The organism is Streptomyces roseochromogenus subsp. oscitans DS 12.976 (assembly GCF_000497445.1).
GTDB lineage: Bacteria > Actinomycetota > Actinomycetes > Streptomycetales > Streptomycetaceae > Streptomyces > Streptomyces oscitans.
Map to the genome: position 1 here is coordinate 4070806 of NZ_CM002285.1, position 18133 is coordinate 4088938.

An 18133-nucleotide genomic window follows, 5' to 3' on the forward strand; every position below is an offset into this window, starting at 1 on the left:
TTCGCGGGCACGCGCGCGCAGCGCCTCCTGCGCGGCGTGTCGGTCACGGCCGGCGAACAGCGCGCGGGACAAGGCGAGCGCGGTCAGCCGCTCCTCCGGGGAGAGATAGCGGTTGCGGCTGGACAGGGCGAGCCCGTCCGCCTCGCGCACGGTCGGTACGGCGACGATCTCGATGCCGAAGTTCAGGTCCCGCACCATGCGCCGGATCAGGGCCAGCTGCTGGGCGTCCTTCTGCCCGAACAGGGCCACGTCGGGACGCGTGAGGTGCAGCAGCTTGGCGACGACGGTGAGCATGCCGTCGAAGTGGCCGGGCCGCGAGCCGCCCTCCAGGCGCTCGCCCATGGGGCCCGCGGTGATGCGGACCTGAGGGTCGCCGCCGGGGTAGACCTCGTCCACGGAGGGCGCGAACACCGCGTCCGCACCGGCCTGTTCGGCGATCTTCAGGTCGGCTTCGAGGGTGCGCGGATAGCGGTCCAGGTCCTCGCCCGCGCCGAACTGCAGCGGGTTGACGAAGACGGTGACGACGACCTCGCCCTCGGGGCCGGCGATCTCCCGCGCGGAGCGGATCAGGGTGGCGTGGCCCTCGTGCAGGGCGCCCATGGTCATCACGACGGCGCGGCGGCCGCTCCGCACGCGCGCGTGCAGCTCGTCGGCGGTGCTCAGCAGGACGGTGGTCATCGGTCGTTCCCCTCGGTGCCGTGAGTGCCGTTCGTGCCGCCGCCGTTCGTGCCGCCGGCGCCGTCGGCCAGCACGCCGAGCAGGTCCTCGGCGAGTTCGGGCTTCAGCAGGCCGTGCGCGAGCGCCCGGTCGGCGGTCGCGCGGGCCATCGCGACATAGCCCGCGACGGTCTGCGGGGCGTGCTTGCGCAGCTCGGTGATGTGCGCGGCGACCGTGCCGGCGTCCCCGCGCGCGACGGGCCCGGTGAGCGCCGTGTCGCCCGAGCGCAGCGCGTTGTCCAGGGCTGCGCCGAGCAGCGGGCCGAGCATCCGGCCGGGCGCTTCGACGCCCGCCGTGCGCAGCAGCTCCATGGACTGGGCGACCAGGGTCACCAGATGGTTGGCGCCGAGTGCGAGGGCCGCGTGGTAGAGCGGGCGGTTCTGCTCGCTGATCCACTCCGGTTCGCCGCCCATCTCGATCACGAGGGCCTCGGCGGCCAGGCGCAGCTCCTCGGGCGCGGTGACACCGAAGGAGCAGCCGGCGAGGCGCTGGACGTCCACGGGGGTGCCGGTGAAGGTCATCGCCGGGTGCAGGGCCAGCGGCAGCGCGCCCACGCGCGTGGCCGGATCGAGGACCCCCGCGCCGTAGCGGCCGGAGGTGTGCACGAGCAGCTGTCCCGGCCGTACGGCGCCGGTCTCGACGAGGCCGCCGACCAGGCCGGGCAGGACGTCGTCGGGGACGGTGAGCAGCACCAGGTCGGCGCGGGTCAGGACCTCGGCGGGCGGCACCAGCGGCACGTCCGGGAGCATGGTCTCGGCGCGCCTGCGGGAGGCGTCGGAGACGCCGGAGACGGCCACCGGGCGGTGTCCGGCGAGCTGGAGGGACGCGGCGAGCGCGGGGCCCACGCGGCCGGCGCCGACGACGCCGACGGTGAGCCGCGCGGGGCGGTCCTTGATGTCTGGCTGGTGGACTGTACTCACGCGACGGCGGCCTTCCCGTTCCAGTCCGCTCTGGGTACCGGACGATTTCTCGTCATGTTAACGCTATCTCGGTCCGGTGCGGATCGGTCGTCCACAGGCTGTGGGTTTCACCACGCCGCCGCACCGCCGAGGCGCGCGGGAATTCCCGTGCCTCCGCGCCAACCCTCCGCGCCAACCGGCCGCGCGGAAATCTCAGTGCCCCGCCCGGCCGGGACAGGGCATGATCGCGCGCATGAGCGACACGGCGGAACAGGCGGAACAGGCGGAACAGCAGGACGAGAAACGATCGATGTACGAGCGGCGCCTGGCCGCTCTGCGGGTGGCGCGCCGCGTGCTGTGGCGGCCCGCCTTCGAGGCCACGATCCGGGAACGGCTGGAGTGGCTGGCGCAGACGGCTCCGCAGGTCCACGACCTGGACGAGCGGGCGGACATGTACGGCGACCGGATCGTGGCAGCCCTGGAGGAGCGGGTCGCCGGCCTGCTCGGCACGGAGGCCGCCGCCTTCTTCCCGACCGGCACGATGGCCCAGCAGGTGGCGCTGCGCTGCTGGGCGGCCCGCACCGGCGACCCCACGGTCGCCCTGCATCCCCTCGCCCACCCGGAAGTGCATGAACGGAATGCGTTCAGCCAGGTCAGCGGCCTGCGCTCGGTACGCGTGACGAGCGAGCCCCGGCTGCCCACGGCCGCGGAGATACGCGACTTCGACGAGCCCTTCGGCACGCTGATGCTGGAACTGCCGCTCCGGGACGCCGGATTTCTGCTGCCCACGTGGGAGGAGCTGACCGAGGTCGTGGAGGCGGCGCGGGAGCGCGACGCGGTGGTGCACTTCGACGGCGCGCGCCTGTGGGAGACCACCGAGCACTTCGGCCGCCCCCTGGACGAGATCGCCGGCCTCGCCGACACCGTCTACGTGTCGTTCTACAAGTCCCTCGGCGGCTTCGGCGGCGCCGCGCTCGCCGGCCCGAAGACCCTGGTCGAGGAGGCGAAGACCTGGCGGCACCGGTACGGCGGAATGGTCTTCCAGCAGTTCCCGACGGTGCTGGCGGCGCTCGCCGGGCTGGAGACGGAGCTGCCCCGGCTGCCGGACTATGTGCGGCACGCGCGCGTGGTGGCCGCCGCGCTGCGCGAGGGATTCGCCGCGGCCGGGCTGCCCTGGGCACGCGTCCACCCGGAGGTGCCGCACACGCACGAGTTCCGGGTCTGGCTGCCGTACGACCCCGACATGCTGGCCGAGGCCGCGGTACGGCAGGTGGAGGAGACCTCGGTGGGACTGTTCGGACGCGCCTGGGACCGCGGCGGACCGGACCTGGCGTTCACCGAGGTCACCGTCGGCACGGCGGGCCTGGAGTGGACGGCCGACGACGTACGCGCGGCCGTGGCCGACTTCGTGGACCGACTGCCCGCGCCGTGATCACAGGGCGCGCGGGTGCGTGATCGCAGAGGGCCGAGCGCGGGCGATCGCAGAGGGCCGAGCATGGGTGATCACAGAGGGCGGGGGCAGCTGATCGCAGAAGGCGAAGGTGGCTGATCACAGCGCGCGCGGGTGCAGCCACCGGCGCAGGGCGTAGCGCACGCGCCCCCGCGCCGGGCGCTCGGTGATGACCGCGTTGAAACGCCGGTAGTCGCGTACTGCGCGGACCACGTCGGCGTCGTGCCGGCCGGGCGCGGGCGGCTCCGGCTCGCCGAGTACGCGGGCGCGGTAGCTGTCGAGGAGGTACTGCTGGGTGATGCTCATGGCGGATCGCCTTCTCGGAAGGTCTCGGGACGAGGACTGGCAGGTCTGGCCACCGACCACTCGGTGACCGTTCGGGCTCCGCGGCTGCCCCGGTGCCTCCAGACTGCTCGCGACCAGGGCGGCTGTCCCGTGGATTGACGACTGCCGTCAATCCACGGCACCGCTGTCAGTGGCCGGGTGCACGATGGAGGGCATGAGCGTGACCATCGACATCACCGGACTCGCCGCCGGTGGGGGTGCCCCCGGCTCGAGCGAGGCCGAGAGGTGGGGGAGGGTGTCCGTCGTGCCCTCCCCGCTGGCGGAACTGGGGATGGCCCTGCACGCCCTCAGCGAGCCCGGTCACCACCCCGGCCTCCAGGGCTGGGCGACCGCCGTCTCGTCCCGGCTGGACCCCTGCCTGGCCGACCGGCTGTGCGAGGCGGACTTCCTGTGGCGTACGACGTTCTCGGACGTCTTCGCCCCGTTCGCGGGCATACCCGGCGGCCGCACGCTCCCCGGCGCCACGCTCGCGGAGGACCTGGACCTGCTGGACAAACTGACGGACGACCAATTCGTCAGCGCCGCCCTGGAGTTCTCCTGCCGGCTGCGCTACGACGTCGAGGCCCCCGGCCCGCTGGGCGACCCCGAGCTGCGCCGCCGCTCCCTGGAACTGGCCGCCGCGCGCGGTGCCGTACAGGAGCGGTTCACGCACCGGCTGCTGGAGGACCCGCCGGCGGTCCGCGCCTGGTTCCGGCAGCTGATGCTCGACTGCGACGAGGCGTTCTTCGCCGACACCTGGGCCCGGGTCCAGCCGCAGCTCGCCGCGGACGCCCGGCACAAGACCGAGCTGCTGCGCCGCGCGGGTCTCGCCGAAGCCCTCGCGTCCCTCTCCCAGGCCGTCTCGCTGGACGAGGAAGCCGCGCTCATCACCATCGACAAGCTCTCGGTGGGCCGCACCGCCACGGGCGACGGCGGCCTGGTCCTGATGCCGACCAGCCTCGGCTGGCCGCATCTCCTGGTCCTGCACCGGTTCGGCTGGCAGCCGTCGATCTCCTATCCCGCGAGCGGCTCCCGCCCGCAGGCCCCGTCCGTGGAGCAGCTCACCCGCCGCATGGAAGCGCTGGCCCACCCGGTGCGGATGCGGCTGTGCCGCCATCTGGCCCGCGCCCCGCACACCACGAGCGAACTCGCCGAGGCACACGGCATGTCGGCACCGGAGATATCCCGGCACCTCGCGGTCCTGAAGAAAGCGGGCTTGATCACCAACTGCCGCCGCGGCCGCTACGTCCAGCACCAGCTGGACCTGCCGGCGGTGGCCCGACTGGGCAGCGACTTCATCGAGGGCGTCCTGCGCTGAGGGGGCCTTGCCGGGGCGGGGCTTGGCTGTGATGGCGGAGGGGTGCGCCGGCACCTCGCTGCGGCAGGCCTCGGCCCCGGCAGCTGAGCCTGCGCTGACGCCTCGGAGGGGCCAGGGCAGCCGTAGGGCTGCGAGGGCGCCTGCGCTGATGCCTCGGAGGGCCTGGGCAGCCGTGGCTACGGGGCCTGCGGCGGTGTCTCGCCGAGTCAGCCTCAGTCGTCGACGAGGGGCAGCGAGGGCTCCTCGCCGTGGCCGGTCTCAGCCGTGGCCGCCCGCGCGGACCAGGCCCGTCTCGTAGGCCAGCACCACCACCTGCACCCGGTCGCGCAGACCGAGCTTGGTCAGGATGCGGCCCACGTGGGTCTTCACCGTCGCCTCGCTCAGCACCAGCCGGGCCGCGATCTCGCCGTTGGACAAGCCTTGCGCGACCAGCACCATCACCTCGCGCTCCCGGTCGGTGAGCCGCTCCAGCTCCTTGTGCTGCGGCTCCTTGCCGGCGGAGGGCAGCATCGGCGCGAAGCGGTCCAGCAGGCGCCGGGTGGTGGAGGGCGCCACGACCGCGTCGCCGCTGTGCACCGCGCGGATCGCGGCCAGCAGGTCACCGGGCGGCACATCCTTGAGCATGAAGCCGGAGGCGCCCGCCTTCAGCCCGGAGAAGGCGTACTCGTCCAGGTCGAACGTGGTCAGGATCAGCACCTTGGGCGGGTTGGGCTCGGCGCAGATCCGCCGGGTGGTCTCCACGCCGTCCAGCTTCGGCATACGGACGTCCATCAGGACGACGTCGACGGCCGCGGATCGCAGCACCTGCAGAGCCTCGACCCCGTCGCCCGCCTCCGCGACGACCTCCATGTCCGGCTGGGCGGCGAGCACCATCCGGAACCCGGTGCGCAGCAGCACCTGGTCGTCGACGAGCATCACGCGGATCGTCATCGGGCCTCTTTCGTCGGGGATGGGCGGTGGTGCTTCAGGACGAGGGTGTGACAGGTGTCAGCAGGGGGCGTACGACCGCGTCAGTGCGCCGGTTTGAGCGGGAGCAGGGCGCTGATGCGGAATCCTCCGCCCGGACGCGGGCCGGCGTCCAGCGTGCCGCCGACCATACCGACCCGCTCGCGCATACCGATCAGGCCGTGCCCCTGGCCGTCCGCGCCGCCCTCCTCGTACAGCTCGTGCGGGGCGCCCTTGCCGTCGTCCTCGACGAGCAGGCCGAGCCCGTCGTCGAAGTAGACCAGCCGCACGCTCGCGCCCGCGTTGGGTCCGCCGTGCTTGCGGGTGTTGGTCAGCGCCTCCTGCACGATCCGGTACGCGGTCAGCTCCACACCGCTGGGCAGCGGGCGCGGAGTGCCCTCGACCTTGAAGTCGACGGGGAGGCCGGAGCTGCGGCACTTCTCGATGAGGTCGTCGATCTGCTCGACGTCGGGCTGGGGGACGTACTCCCCGCTCTCCTGGTGCTCGCCGGTACGCAGCACGCCCAGCAGGCGGCGCATCTCTGCGAGTGCCTGACGGCCGGTGGAGGAGATCGTCTCCAGGGCCTTCTTGGCCTGGTCGGGGGCGGTGTCGAGGACGTAGGCGGCGCCGTCGGCCTGCACCACCATCACCGACACGTTGTGCGCGACGACGTCGTGCAGCTCGCGCGCGATCCGGGCGCGTTCGGCGGCCACCGCAACCTTCGACTGCGCCTCGCGCTCCTTCTCCAGACGAGCCGCGCGCTCCTCCAGCTGAGCGAAGTAGGCACGCCGGGTACGCATGGAGTCACCGAGCACCCAGGCGAGCGCGAAGGGCACCGTCTGGAAGACCGCGATGGCGATCTGCCCGGCGAAGCTGGAGTGCGGCGTCGGCCAGCGGATCTGCGCGACGGTCGCCGCGACGAGGCTGACGGCGAGGGCGAGCCGCGAGGCCCAGCGGGAACCGACCGCGGCGACGGTGTACGTGATCACCAGCATCGCGAAGTCGGCGAGGGTCGTCCCCACGTCCAGGACCAGCTGGGCCAGCCCGGTCGCGCACGCGACCAGCAGCATCGGCTCCGGGTAACGGCGGCGCAGCGCGACGACGACGCACAGGACGACAGACACGGTCATCGCCGCGACGGCCGATCCGTGGTGCCCCGGCGCCCCGTTCAGATTGACCACGCTCAGGCCGGACAGCCCGAGCAGGGTGACGGCCCAGAAGGTGTCGACCCAGGTCGGGTGGCGGCGGAGGAAGTCATAGAGGCGCTGCACGTAACCCAGAGTAGGGAAACCGGGTGCGTGCAGGGGTCAACCGGAGGGCCGATCCCCACCCGGCACGCATACTCCGCAAGGTGGAGGGAGTGATCATCTGTGGGCCTAGTCTGTTCCGGTGACGGATGAGACGGCACCGGAAGCTGAACCGCCCGGACGCACCAGGGGCACCGGGCACGACGCACGCGCCCGACCCGGCCGGCGTGACGGTACGGGTCTGCGCGGCTGGCGTGAAGCGACCGAGGCGGCGCTGTACGGGCCCGGCGGTTTCTACCGCCGCCCGGAGGGCCCGGCCGCCCACTTCCGTACGTCCGTGCACGCCTCCCCGCTGTTCGCGCAGGCCGTGGCCCGGCTGCTGTGCCGGGTCGACGAGGCGCTGGGACGACCCTCGGCACTGGACTTCGTCGACATGGGCGCGGGGCGCGGCGAGCTGGTCACCGGAGTCCTGGCCGCCCTGCCCGCCGACGTGTCCGCCCGCACGCGCGCGTACGCCGTCGAACTCGCCGACCGCCCGGCCGGACTGGACGAACGGATCACCTGGCAGGACACGCCCCCAGCCGCCGTCACAGGGCTGCTGTTCGCCAACGAGTGGCTGGACAACGTGCCCGTGGACGTCGCCGAGGCCGGCCCCGCGGGCGTGCCCCGGCTGGTGCTCGTCGCCGACGACGGCACCGAGCAGCTCGGGGAGCCGGTGACCGGCGCGGAGGCGGAGTGGCTCGCCCGGTGGTGGCCGCTGCCGGCCGAGGAGGGGCTGCGCGCGGAGATCGGGCTGCCCCGGGACCTGGCGTGGGCGTCGGCGGTGGACCGGGTGGCGCGCGGGCTCGCGGTGGCCGTGGACTACGCGCACACCGTCGACACGCGTCCCCCGTTCGGGACGCTCACCGGCTTCAGGGAGGGGCGCGAGACGGCGCCCGTGCCGGACGGGTCGTGCGACATCACGGCGCATGTCGCACTGGACGCGTGCGCGGCGGCCCCCACGGCGCACATGCGCTCGTGCGCGCCCTGGGACGCAGCGCGCACGACTCTCGACACGGCGCGCAGGCTCGGGGATACGGCGCGCGATCTGCAGAACACGACGCACATCCCCTCTGACGCGTCCGGCCCGGCGTCCGGCAGGGCTCGCACGCCGCATAGGGGGGCGCGCACAACCTCAGGGGCAGCGCAGAATCCGGCGTGCACGCCCTCTGGCGCGCCGCAGCCTCCCCACGGCACAGCGCGCACGCTGCCTCCCGCACGCCTTCTCACGCAACGCGCTGCTCTGCGCGCCCTGGACATCACCGGCGCACGCCCCCCGCTCGCGCTGGCCTCCACGGACCCCTCCGCCTACGTGCGCGCCCTCGCGAGCGCCGGCGAAGCCGCCGAACTCACCGCCCCGGGCGGTCTCGGCGACTTCGGCTGGCTGGTCCAGCCGGTTGGAATTCCGGACCCGCTCGCCTGAGCCAGTCGGCTTCCGGGGCCGCCCTATTTGTCGATGTCGCCGACCACGAAGAACATCGAGCCCAGGATCGCCACCATGTCCGCCACCAGTGTCCCCGGCAGCAGTTCGGTCAGCGCCTGGATGTTGTTGTACGACGCGGAGCGCAGCTTCAGCCGGTACGGCGTCTTCTCGCCCTTGCTGACCAGGTAGTAGCCGTTGATGCCGAGCGGGTTCTCGGTCCACGCGTACGTGTGCCCCTCAGGGGCCTTCAGCACCTTCGGCAGCCGCTGGTTGATCGGCCCGGGCGGCAGTTCGGCGAGCCGGTCCAAGCAGGCGTCGGCGAGGTCGAGCGCGTTGTGGGTCTGCTCCAGGAGCACCTCGAAGCGGGCGAGGCAGTCGCCCTCGCTCCGGGTGACGACCTTCAGGGTGTCCTGGAGATCGCCGTACGCCAGGTACGGCTCGTCACGGCGCAGGTCGAAGTCGACGCCCGAGGCGCGCGCGATGGGCCCGCTCACGCCGTAGGCGTGCACGGTCTCCGGCGTCATCGCGCCGACTCCGCGCGTGCGCCCCCGGAAGATCTCGTTGCCGAGCACCAGGTCGTCGAAGACGTCCATGCGCGAGCGCACGTCGGCGACGGCGGCACGCGCGCGTGCGGTCCAGCCGGCCGGCAGGTCCTCCTTGAGGCCGCCGACGCGGTTGAACATGTAGTGCATACGGCCGCCGGAGACCTCCTCCATGACGTTCTGGAGCACTTCGCGCTCGCGGAACGCATAGAACACCGGGGTGATGCCGCCCAGCTCCAGCGGGTAGGAGCCGAGGAACATCAGATGGTTCAGGACGCGGTTCAGCTCGGCGAGCAACGTGCGCGTCCACACCGCGCGCTCGGGCACCTCCATGCCGAGCATCCGCTCCACGGCGAGGACCACACCCAGCTCGTTCGAGAACGCCGACAGCCAGTCGTGGCGGTTGGCGAGCACGATGATCTGCCGGTAGTCGCGCGCCTCGAAGAGCTTCTCGGCGCCGCGGTGCATATAGCCGATCACCGGCTCCGCGCGCACGATGCGCTCCCCGTCCAGCACGAGCCTGAGCCGCAGCACGCCGTGCGTGGACGGATGCTGGGGCCCGATATTGAGCACCATGTCGGTGCTCTCTGCAGCACCGCCGATCCCGACCGTGGTCTCCGTCGTAGGAGTCATGGCCCCAGTTTCCCCTACGTACGCTGGGCCCATGGAAACGGGGAGCCCGGAGGAGACCGGGATACCGGGGGACGAGCTCGTGTGGCGGGGGCTGCAGCCCGCTCTGGTGCGGGTGCGCCGGCTGCTCATGGTCCTGTGGGCGGCGGTGCTCGCGGTCGCCACCGCTCTGCTGCTGGGCCTGCTCGTGGGCCCTGTGTGGGCGGCCTTCGCGCTGCTGCCACTGGCCTTCGCCGCCTGGTGCTGGAGGCTGCTGGGACGCAACTGGCGCTCGTGGCGGTACGCCGAGCGCGCGGACGACCTGCTGATCAGCCGCGGTGTCCTGTGGCGTGAGGAGACGGTGGTGCCGTACGGGCGGATGCAGCTGGTGGAGGTCACCTCCGGGCCCATCGAGCGGCGCTTCGGGCTGGCGACCGTGCAGCTGCACACGGCGGCCGCCGCGACCGACGCCACCATCCCCGGCCTGGACCCGGCCGAGGCGGAACGGCTGCGCGACCGGCTCACCGAGCTGGGCGAGGCGCGATCGGCGGGCCTGTGACAACCCGGGACCACGGCGACATCCCGCGCGCCGCAACCCACGCAGACAGCACAGCCTGCATAGGCACCACGAACCGCGTGAGCGGCGCAGACGCCACAGCGGCCGTGGCGGGCGCCGGGGGCGCGGAGGGCATAGCGGGCGCTGGGAGTGCGGAGGGTACTGAGGGGCGCGCGGCCGTCAGCGAGCGCCGGCTGCATCCCGTCACGCCCTTCCGGCGGGCGTGGGCGCCGATCGCCGTACTCGCCGGATGGGCCGTGCACGACCCGGACGGAGCGCAGCAGCAGCTGGCGCGGCTGACCACCACCATGCTGCTGCTCGGGCTCGCGGTGCTGGTACCGGTGGCCGGCCTCTACGGTTTCCTGTCCTGGTGGTTCACGCACTACGCGGTCACCGACACCGAACTGCGCATCCGGACCGGCCTGTTGTTCCGGCGCACCGCGCACATCCGGCTGGAGCGCATCCAGGCCGTGGACGTCTCCCGTCCGCTCCTCGCGCGCGTGGCGGGCGTGGCGAAGCTGCGGATCGACGTCGTGGGTACGGACGACAAGGACGAACTCGCATTCCTGGGCGAGCGGGAGGCACGCGCCCTCCGCGCGGAGCTGCTCGCGCGCGCCGCGGGTTTCGCGCCCGAGACGGCGCGTGAAGTCGGTGAGGCGCCGGCGCACGAGCTCATGCGCGTGCCCCCACGCGCACTGGCGCTCTCCTTGGTGCTGACGGGCGCCACTTGGGGCTCGCTGTGCGCCGCGCTCGTCGTACCGACCGTGCTCTGGCTCACCACCCACAACCTGTGGTCGGTCCTCGCCACGGCCCTCCCGCTGTTCGGCGCGGCCGGCGCGAGCAGCGCGGGACGGTTCGCCGGCGAGTTCGACTGGAAGGTGAGCGAGTCACCGGACGGACTGCGCATCGACCACGGGCTGCTCGACCGTACGCACGAGACGGTCCCGCCCGGCCGGGTGCAGACCGTGCGGTTCGTGGAGCCGCTGCTGTGGCGGCGGCTCGGCTGGGTGCGGGTGGAACTGGACGTGGCCGGGTCCGCCAACTCGGTGCTGGTGCCGGTCGCCCCGCGCCCGATCGCCGAGTCGGTCGTCGCACGCGTGCTGCACGGCGTGACCGTGCCGCAGGAGCAGGCGCGGCCGCCGCGGCGGGCCCGCTGGTGCGTGCCGGTGTGGTGGCGCGGGCACGGCCTCGCGGTCACCGACACGGTGTTCGCCGCCCGGCACGGCCTGCTGCGTCGCAGGCTCTCGCTGGTCCCGCACGCCAAGGTGCAGAGCGTTCGGCTGAGCCAGGGTCCCTGGCAGCGCCTCTGGCGCCTCGCGGACGTCCATGTGGACACGGGGGCGGACAAGACCGTGAAGGCCTGCCTGCGGGACGCCCAGGAGGCCGCGCGGCTCCTGCACGCCCAGGCGGAGAGGTCCCGTACGGGCCGCAGGGACGCCCGCCCCGACCGCTGGATGACCTCGGGATGACACGAGGCCCGGCTCCCTGTGCGGGAAGCCGGGCCTCGTGCCTGCCTGGTGAGAGCTCAGGAAGCCGCGCTGCGCAGCCCCTGGACGTCGATCTGCTCGGTCTCGTCGTGCGCGGTCAGGTCGATGACCTGGCTGACGCCGTCCTCCTGCGCACCGGCGGGCTTGAACTCGGCCTCGGCCTCGGCCTTGTGCACAGCGAGGGCCTCCGGGCCCACGACGTCGGCGAGATCCTCGTTCTGCACGGAGTCCAGCGCGGCCTTCGGTGCGCCCTTCTGGGTGCCGAAGAAGTCGAAACCGCCCTCGACCATCGGCCGCCGCGCGGGCGCGGCCGGTACGACGGCCACCGCGGTCGGCACCGTGAAGTGCCCGGCGGGCGGCCGGCCCACGGGCTTGACGGGCTCGGCCGGGACCGTGGGTGTGGCGGCCGCGCGCGTGTGCCCGTCGGCCGCCAGGGGCTGCCCCTGCGCCTCGTCCTCCTTCGCGGCCGGCGCACCGGCATCGCTCCGAGGACCGCCGGCACCGTCCGTCACACCTTCGACCGCGCCTTTGCCGGCGCTTTTTCCGGCGCCTGTCTCGGTGCCCTCTGCGGCGACGTCTCGCGCGGCTTCCGCAGTGCCCTCCGAAGTGCCCTCCGAACGGGCGGAATCGGCCGTAGCCGCATCAGACCTGCGGACATCGGCCTTGCCCGCCGGGACAGCGCCCGCATCGGCCACAGCCTCGTCGACTTCGGCATCGGCACATACCTCGGGAGCCACCGCCTCCGGAGCCGTACCTCCAGGAACCACAGCCTCGGAACCCGGAGCCTTGGAAGCCTCGTCGCCCTCGGGAGCCACCGCCTCCGCGGCTTCCGGCACGGACTCGGACGGGGCCTCGCCGGCCTCGCCGTCGAAACGCGCCAGAGCCGTCAGGGCGCTCCGGTACAGCCGTGCGCCCTCGGGCGAGAACACGGCCTGCGCCGTCGGCTCGCCCCCGGCGTCCACCCCGGCCTCACCTGCTGCCTCGGTGGCCTCGTCCGCCGCCTCCGTCCCGAGCGGTTCCGGTGCGGGGCGACGCGCGGGCGGCAGCGCGGGCGAGGACGACGGTACGGCCGCCTCGATCTCCAGCAGGCGACGTCCCTCCAGGGCGCTCGCGCGCTCGGTCTCCGCGGTGGCGTACCGGCGCAGCAGGGCCGCGTGCTCGTTGCGCAGGCCCGCCAGCTCCGTGCGCTTGGCGCGCAGCCGCTGCTCGAGCTTCGTGCGCAGTTCGCGCGACTCCTCCAGGTCGGTCTCCAGTTCGGCGACCCGTTCCTCGTACCGCCATTCGTCGCCGGCACGCGCGCGTGTGAGCTCGGCGACCCGCTTGCCCGCCTGCGTGTCCCAGCGGCGCATCACGACCGCGCCGACGACCGCCGTCGCGGCGGCCGCACCGGCCAGGGCGCGCAGCACCATGGCCTCGGAGAACACCCAGGGACCCAGCGCGCAGACGACGGAGACACCGGCGATCGCCGAGGCAGGCAACAGCCGGTGCAGAGGTGGGGAATGGCGATGGCGTCCACGTGGCATGGCCAGAAACTTACCGCGCGTAGGCGAATCGTGGGCCCCCGCCCCGTAAAAACACGGCCACATCACCGGTTTTACGGGGTGTCAGGCCCAGAGGGGTTCAGTGGGCGACCAACCGGGTGCTGAGCCACTGGAGCGTGCTGGGGATCTCCCGCTTCCAGGTGTTGAAGTTGTGCCCGCCGCTCGGAAGGATGATCGACGAAATCCTGGTCACGTTCGTGTCCTGCACGCTCTTGATGAATTTGAGCGTGTCCTTGTAATTGTGCTCACCGACCTTGCTGCTGGTGACCAGCAGCGACGTCTCGGGCGGGGTCAGATTCTTGATCGTCCAGAAGAGGTCGGCACGATTCTGCAGGTTCTTGTTGCCGTGGAAGAGATCCCCGGTGGTGGGGTCGATCGGCGCCTTGTAGTAGGGCGAAAGGCCCGCGGCGGCCGCGTACGAACCCGGGTGGTGCATGGCGATCTTCAGAGCGCAGTACCCGCCGGTCGAGTCGCCGACGATGCCCCAGCTGGCGGGGGTCTTGTCGACCCGGTAGTGGGCCATCACCGAGTCGCGCAGGTCCTTTGCGAAGAAGGTCTCGGCCTGCGGGCCACCGGGAACGTCGACGCACTCGGTGTCCCGCGGCGGCGCCACGGTCGGCCGCATCATCACCAGGATCATCGGCTGCATCTTGCCCTGCTTGGACAGCTGCTGCGCCGTACTGGGGTAGTGCAGCTTGTCCACCAGCGCCTGAGCCGTACCGGGGTAACCGGTGAGGACGACGGACACCGGGAACTTGCGCGCGTGGTTCTGCGGCTGGAAGTACTCCGGAGGCAGGTACACGAACGCCGGCGTGGCGATGTGGGTCGTACGGCCGATGATGTCGACCTTCTGGACCTGCCCGGCCACCTGCGGCAGCGCGCTGCTCACACCGATGACCCGGGATGTGGAGACCACCTGTATGGGGCTGTTGCCGCCGCCGCCGGCTATGTGGTCGACGACCACCCCCTGGCCGTTCTCCTGGCCGAACAGGTCGGCCCAGCTGGCGTAGAACCCGAAGGTCTGGTTGGCGGCGAGGCCCACGGAGCCGAAGATCACCAGCTGCGTGGCGAGCAACAGCCCGATCCGTCCGCTGACTGCGCGCCAGCTCTGCCGTGCCAGGCGTGGCCAAAGCCACACCGTGGCGGCGAACAGAACGGCGGCGGCGATGACCGCCAGCACCAGCACCTTATTGCTCGTGAGACCCATGGGCTACTTCCTGCCTGCGCTTTCCGCCCGGCACAGCCCACGCGTCGTTGCGAGGGCTTGCCCGGGGCTTTCCTTGACCTTTGACCCGACTTTCCGGCGGGGAGTGAACCTCTCTCCCCGAGACACCGTCCTAGAGGGCGCAATGTCGCCGGATGCCCGTTCGGGCCCGGGTTCAAGGTCTCTCGCAGAACTACGGGATGCGATGTCTGTCAGGATAGATGGGGAAATGTCGGGCGGGGTTCCGAGCCGATCCAGCCGGGCACGGCGCATACTGCGCGGCCCGCGCCCCGAGGCCGTTCCCGTCCTCGTCGGCAGGGCGGCCGCCCTCGTGGGCGTCCTGGACATTGCCGCGGGTGTGTTCCCACGCTTCCGTCACAGCCGTATGCACGCTATCGCGGAGGTGCTGCCGGGCTCGTTCGGGCCCTTCGCCGCGGCGCTCTCGGTCAGTGCCGGTGTGCTGTTGCTGCTGCTCGCGCACGGGCTCAAACGGCGCAAGCGCCGAGCGTGGCGGGCCGCGGTCGCGCTGCTGCCGGCGGGTGCGGCGGCGCAGTTCGCGTACCGGCACTCGATCGTCGGCGTGCTGATCGCGGTCGCTCTGCTCGTGCCGCTGCTGCTCCATCGTGACCAGTTCGCGGCCCTGCCGGACCCACGCAGCAGGTGGCGCGCTCTTACCAACTTCGTACTCATGAGCGCCGGTTCCCTCGTCCTCGGACTCGTGATCGTCAGCGTCCACCCGCACCGGACGATCGGCGACCCGAGCCTGGCAGACCGGCTGACACACGTCGTCTACGGCCTGTTCGGCTTCGAGGGTCCGGTCGACTACCAGGGCAATACGTCCTGGACCGTCGCCTTCTCGCTCGGCGCCCTCGGCTGGATCACCGCTGTCACCACCATCTACCTGGCGTTCCGCCCCGAGCACCCGGCGGCGCGCCTCACCGAGGAGGACGAGTCCCGGCTGCGGGCCCTGCTGGAGAAGCACGGCGGCCGCGACTCCCTCGGCCACTTCGCGCTGCGCCGCGACAAGGCGGTCGTCTTCTCGCCCAGCGGCAAGGCCGCGGTCACCTACCGGGTCATCTCCGGCGTGATGCTCGCCAGCGGCGACCCGATCGGTGATGTCGAGGCCTGGCCCGGCGCCATCGAGCGCTTCATGGACGAGGCCAAGGCCCACTCCTGGACCCCGGCCGTCGTGGGCTGCTCGGAGACGGGCGGCGAGGTGTGGACCCGCGAGACCGGCCTGGACGCCCTGGAACTGGGGGACGAGGCGGTGGTGGACGTCGCGGATTTCTCGCTCGCCGGACGCGCGATGCGCAACGTGCGACAGATGGTCAAGCGCATCGAGCGAGCCGGCTACGAAACCCGAGTACGGCGCATCCGTGACCTCGGTGAGGCCGAGCTGGACCGGATCCGGCGGGCCGCGGAGGACTGGCGCGGCACCGACACCGAGCGCGGCTTCTCCATGGCACTCGGCCGCGTCGGCGATCCCGCCGACGGCGACTGCCTGATCGCCACCGCCCACAAGCAGGACGACGAGCCCGGCGAGTACGGCGACCTGAAGGCGGTCCTGCACTTCGTGCCCTGGGGCAAGGACGGCGTCTCGCTGGACCTGATGCGCCGCGACCGCAGCGCCGACCCCGGCATGAACGAACTGCTGATCGTCGCCGCCCTGCAGGCCGCGCCGAAGTTCGGCATCGCCCGGATCTCGCTGAACTTCGCGATGTTCCGCTCCGCCCTCGCGCGCGGGGAGAAGATCGGCGCCGGTCCGGTGCTGCGTGCCTGGCGCGGGCTGCTGGTGTTCCTCTCGCGCTGGTTCCAGATCGAGTCGCTGTACAAGTTCAACGCCAAGTTCCAGCCGCGCTGGGAACCCCGGTTCATGGTCTACCGTGCCACGACCGACCTGCCCCGCATCGGCTTCGCCACCATGCAGGCGGAGGGCTTCGTCGACCTCGCGCTTCCGCTCCCGCGCTTCCTGCGCCGGCGCAGGGCGACCGCCGAGCGCCCCTGCGCGCACTCCGTGGCGGAACGGGACGTGCGCGCGGCTTGAGCGCCGCACGGCGACCCTGAGCACCACGGAAGCGAGCGGTGCGACCGAGGACCGGCCCGGGCGGGCGTCCCACCCCCTCCAGCACGGGGTCTCCGCCCGGGCCGCCGCGCATTCCCGGTGCCCCGCTGGGCCTACGCTGAACGTATGAACAACCACAGCGGGCGCGGCCAGGTGGCCGGCCTTCCGGCTTGGGACCGGTGCGCGGTCATGGGTGTGGTCAACGTGACCCCCGACTCCTTCTCCGACGGCGGCCGCTGGTTCGACACGACCGCCGCCGTGAAGCGCGGCCTGGACCTCGTGTCCGAGGGCGCCGACCTGGTCGACGTCGGCGGCGAGTCCACCCGCCCCGGCGCCACCCGCGTGGACGAGGACGAGGAGCTCCGCCGGGTCGTCCCGGTCGTCCGCGGCCTCGCCTCCGAGGGCGTCGTCGTCTCCGTCGACACCGTGCGCGCCTCCGTCGCCGAACAGTCCCTCGCGGCCGGTGCCGCCCTCGTCAACGACGTCAGCGGCGGCCTCGCCGACCCCGCGATGATCCCGGCGGTCGCCGCCGCGGGCGCCCCGTTCGTCGTCATGCACTGGCGCGGCTTCCTCCAGGGCGACAACGTCAAGGGCGACTACGAGGACGTCGTCGCCGAAGTCGTGGACGAACTGCACGCGCGTGTGGAGGCTGTTCTTGCGGGCGGCATCGCCCCCGACCGCATCGTCGTCGACCCCGGCCTCGGCTTCTCCAAGGAGGCCGAGCACGACCTCATCCTCCTCGCCCACCTCCACCGTCTGCGCGCCCTCGGCTACCCCCTGCTCGTGGCCGCCTCCCGCAAGCGGTTCCTCGGCCGCGTCCTCGCCGGCCCGGACGGGGCGCCCCCGCCGGCCCGGGAGCGCGACGCAGCCACGGCCGCCGTCTCCGCACTCGCGGCGCACTCCGGCGCGTGGGCGGTGCGCGTGCACGAGGTGCGCGCCACCGCGGACGCGGTACGGGTCGCGCGCGCCGTGGAGGAGGCGCGTACGGCAGGTTCAGCGCTGGGCGCTGCAGGTGAGCGCGGGGCGCGGGACGCGGAGCACACGCCGGGCACCGAGAGCGAGCAAGAGGCGCGCGGCGACGGGCGCGCGCCCGGTGCCGGTGGTGAGCGCGGGGCGGAAGGACCCCGGTGAGCGCCCCTCATACCGACGTCGAACAGGTGGAGGCCGCCAACACCGCCTTCTACGAGGCGATGGAACGCGGTGACTTCGAGGAGCTGTCCTCGCTCTGGCTCACCCCCGCCGACCTGGGCGTGGACGAGGAGTACCACGACCCGGCGGACACCGGCGTGATCTCCTGCGTCCACCCCGGCTGGCCAGTGCTCACCGGCCGCGGCGAGGTCCTCAGGTCGTATGCCCTGATCATGGCCAACACCGACTACATCCAGTTCTTCCTCACCGATGTGCACGTCTCCGTGACCGGCGACACCGCGCTCGTGACCTGCACCGAGAACATCCTCAGCGGTGGCCCCGCCCCGAAGGACGGCGCGGAACTGGGACCGCTGGTCGGGCAGCTCGTCGTCGCCACGAACGTGTTCCGGCGCACGCCCTCCGGCTGGAAGCTCTGGTCGCACCACGCCTCCCCCGTCCTGGCGGAGAGTGACGACGAGGACGGCGAGAGCGCCGTCGACGGCGTGAATCCGGACGACGATCCCCTCGCCTGAGCCGGTGGACCCCGCACAGGGAGCAAGAAGTGGTTGGAATCACCTACCCCTGGGTATGAGCCGCTACCAGCCCATGACAGGGCCGGGTTTTCCCGGGGAAACACGAGAT

16 protein-coding genes are annotated in these 18133 nt (G+C 72.4%); 8 read left to right on the forward strand and 8 right to left on the reverse strand.

Annotated elements, in window-relative coordinates; translation table 11 throughout:
* Both panC and M878_RS67320 read right to left on the reverse strand, forming a co-directional pair.
* Positions 1–678: pantoate--beta-alanine ligase (gene panC, locus M878_RS67315; RefSeq protein ID WP_023547684.1), on the reverse strand; the 678-nt coding region annotated here is incomplete at its 3' end.
* Complete coding sequence (locus tag M878_RS67320) at positions 675–1637, reverse strand: Rossmann-like and DUF2520 domain-containing protein (protein WP_023547685.1); 963 nt, start codon at positions 1635–1637, stop codon at positions 675–677. The genes panC and M878_RS67320, both read right to left, overlap by 4 nt.
* 232 nt (positions 1638–1869) lie before the next feature.
* On the opposite strand from M878_RS67320, the gene M878_RS67325 reads away from it, so the two are divergent.
* Positions 1870–3048, forward strand: a complete 1179-nt coding sequence (locus M878_RS67325) for a threonine aldolase family protein (RefSeq protein WP_031225165.1) — start codon at positions 1870–1872, stop codon at positions 3046–3048.
* A 117-nt stretch (positions 3049–3165) separates the two neighbouring features.
* On the opposite strand, the gene M878_RS67330 is transcribed toward M878_RS67325, so the two are convergent.
* On the reverse strand, positions 3166–3372 hold the full coding sequence (locus tag M878_RS67330; RefSeq protein ID WP_023547687.1) for a hypothetical protein: 207 nt from the start codon (positions 3370–3372) through the stop codon (positions 3166–3168).
* 193 nt (positions 3373–3565) lie between these two features.
* On the opposite strand from M878_RS67330, the gene M878_RS67335 reads away from it, so the two are divergent.
* Complete coding sequence (locus M878_RS67335; protein WP_023547688.1) at positions 3566–4708, forward strand: DUF5937 family protein; 1143 nt, start codon at positions 3566–3568, stop codon at positions 4706–4708.
* A gap of 258 nt (positions 4709–4966) precedes the next feature.
* Here the strand turns inward: M878_RS67335 and M878_RS67340 are convergent, their stop codons facing one another.
* Together M878_RS67340 and M878_RS67345 are read right to left on the reverse strand one after the other, a co-directional pair.
* The gene (locus M878_RS67340) at positions 4967–5638 is read right to left on the reverse strand and encodes a response regulator (RefSeq protein WP_023547689.1); all 672 of its coding nucleotides are present in this window, start codon (positions 5636–5638) and stop codon (positions 4967–4969) included.
* 80 nt (positions 5639–5718) lie between these two features.
* Positions 5719–6924, reverse strand: a complete 1206-nt coding sequence (locus tag M878_RS67345) for a sensor histidine kinase (RefSeq protein ID WP_023547690.1) — start codon at positions 6922–6924, stop codon at positions 5719–5721.
* Between the two features lie 217 nt (positions 6925–7141).
* Between M878_RS67345 and M878_RS98370 the strand changes: the two genes are divergently transcribed.
* Positions 7142–8362 (forward strand): SAM-dependent methyltransferase, encoded by a 1221-nt coding sequence (locus tag M878_RS98370; RefSeq protein ID WP_051430250.1) that lies wholly within the window; start codon positions 7142–7144, stop codon positions 8360–8362.
* A gap of 23 nt (positions 8363–8385) precedes the next feature.
* On the opposite strand, the gene M878_RS67350 is transcribed toward M878_RS98370, so the two are convergent.
* A complete protein-coding gene (locus tag M878_RS67350) occupies positions 8386–9537 on the reverse strand; it encodes an NADH-quinone oxidoreductase subunit D (RefSeq protein ID WP_023547692.1) in 1152 nt (383 codons plus the stop codon).
* Positions 9538–9568: 31 nt separating this feature from the next.
* Between M878_RS67350 and M878_RS67355 the strand changes: the two genes are divergently transcribed.
* Complete coding sequence (locus M878_RS67355; RefSeq protein WP_031225167.1) at positions 9569–10072, forward strand: PH domain-containing protein; 504 nt, start codon at positions 9569–9571, stop codon at positions 10070–10072.
* 131 nt (positions 10073–10203) lie between these two features.
* Positions 10204–11538 (forward strand): PH domain-containing protein, encoded by a 1335-nt coding sequence (locus tag M878_RS67360; RefSeq protein ID WP_167345824.1) that lies wholly within the window; start codon positions 10204–10206, stop codon positions 11536–11538.
* 56 nt (positions 11539–11594) lie between these two features.
* Here M878_RS67360 and M878_RS67365 read toward each other — a convergent pair whose 3' ends face one another.
* Both M878_RS67365 and M878_RS67370 read right to left on the reverse strand, forming a co-directional pair.
* Positions 11595–13079 (reverse strand): hypothetical protein, encoded by a 1485-nt coding sequence (locus M878_RS67365; RefSeq protein WP_031225168.1) that lies wholly within the window; start codon positions 13077–13079, stop codon positions 11595–11597.
* 97 nt (positions 13080–13176) lie between these two features.
* Positions 13177–14304, reverse strand: a complete 1128-nt coding sequence (locus M878_RS67370) for an alpha/beta hydrolase (protein ID WP_023547696.1) — start codon at positions 14302–14304, stop codon at positions 13177–13179.
* 226 nt (positions 14305–14530) lie between these two features.
* On the opposite strand from M878_RS67370, the gene M878_RS67375 reads away from it, so the two are divergent.
* The 3 genes from M878_RS67375 (at position 14531) to M878_RS67385 (ending at position 18024) form a co-directional block, all read left to right on the forward strand.
* Entirely contained in the window at positions 14531–16345 is a 1815-nt protein-coding gene (locus M878_RS67375; protein ID WP_023547697.1) for a phosphatidylglycerol lysyltransferase domain-containing protein, read from the forward strand.
* Between the two features lie 144 nt (positions 16346–16489).
* Complete coding sequence (gene folP / locus M878_RS67380; RefSeq protein WP_023547698.1) at positions 16490–17494, forward strand: dihydropteroate synthase; 1005 nt, start codon at positions 16490–16492, stop codon at positions 17492–17494.
* Positions 17491–18024: a nuclear transport factor 2 family protein gene (locus M878_RS67385; protein ID WP_023547699.1), complete on the forward strand. Its 534-nt coding sequence runs from the start codon at positions 17491–17493 to the stop codon at positions 18022–18024. The genes folP and M878_RS67385 overlap by 4 nt, the downstream gene beginning before the upstream one ends.
* Positions 18025–18133 lie beyond the last annotated feature (109 nt).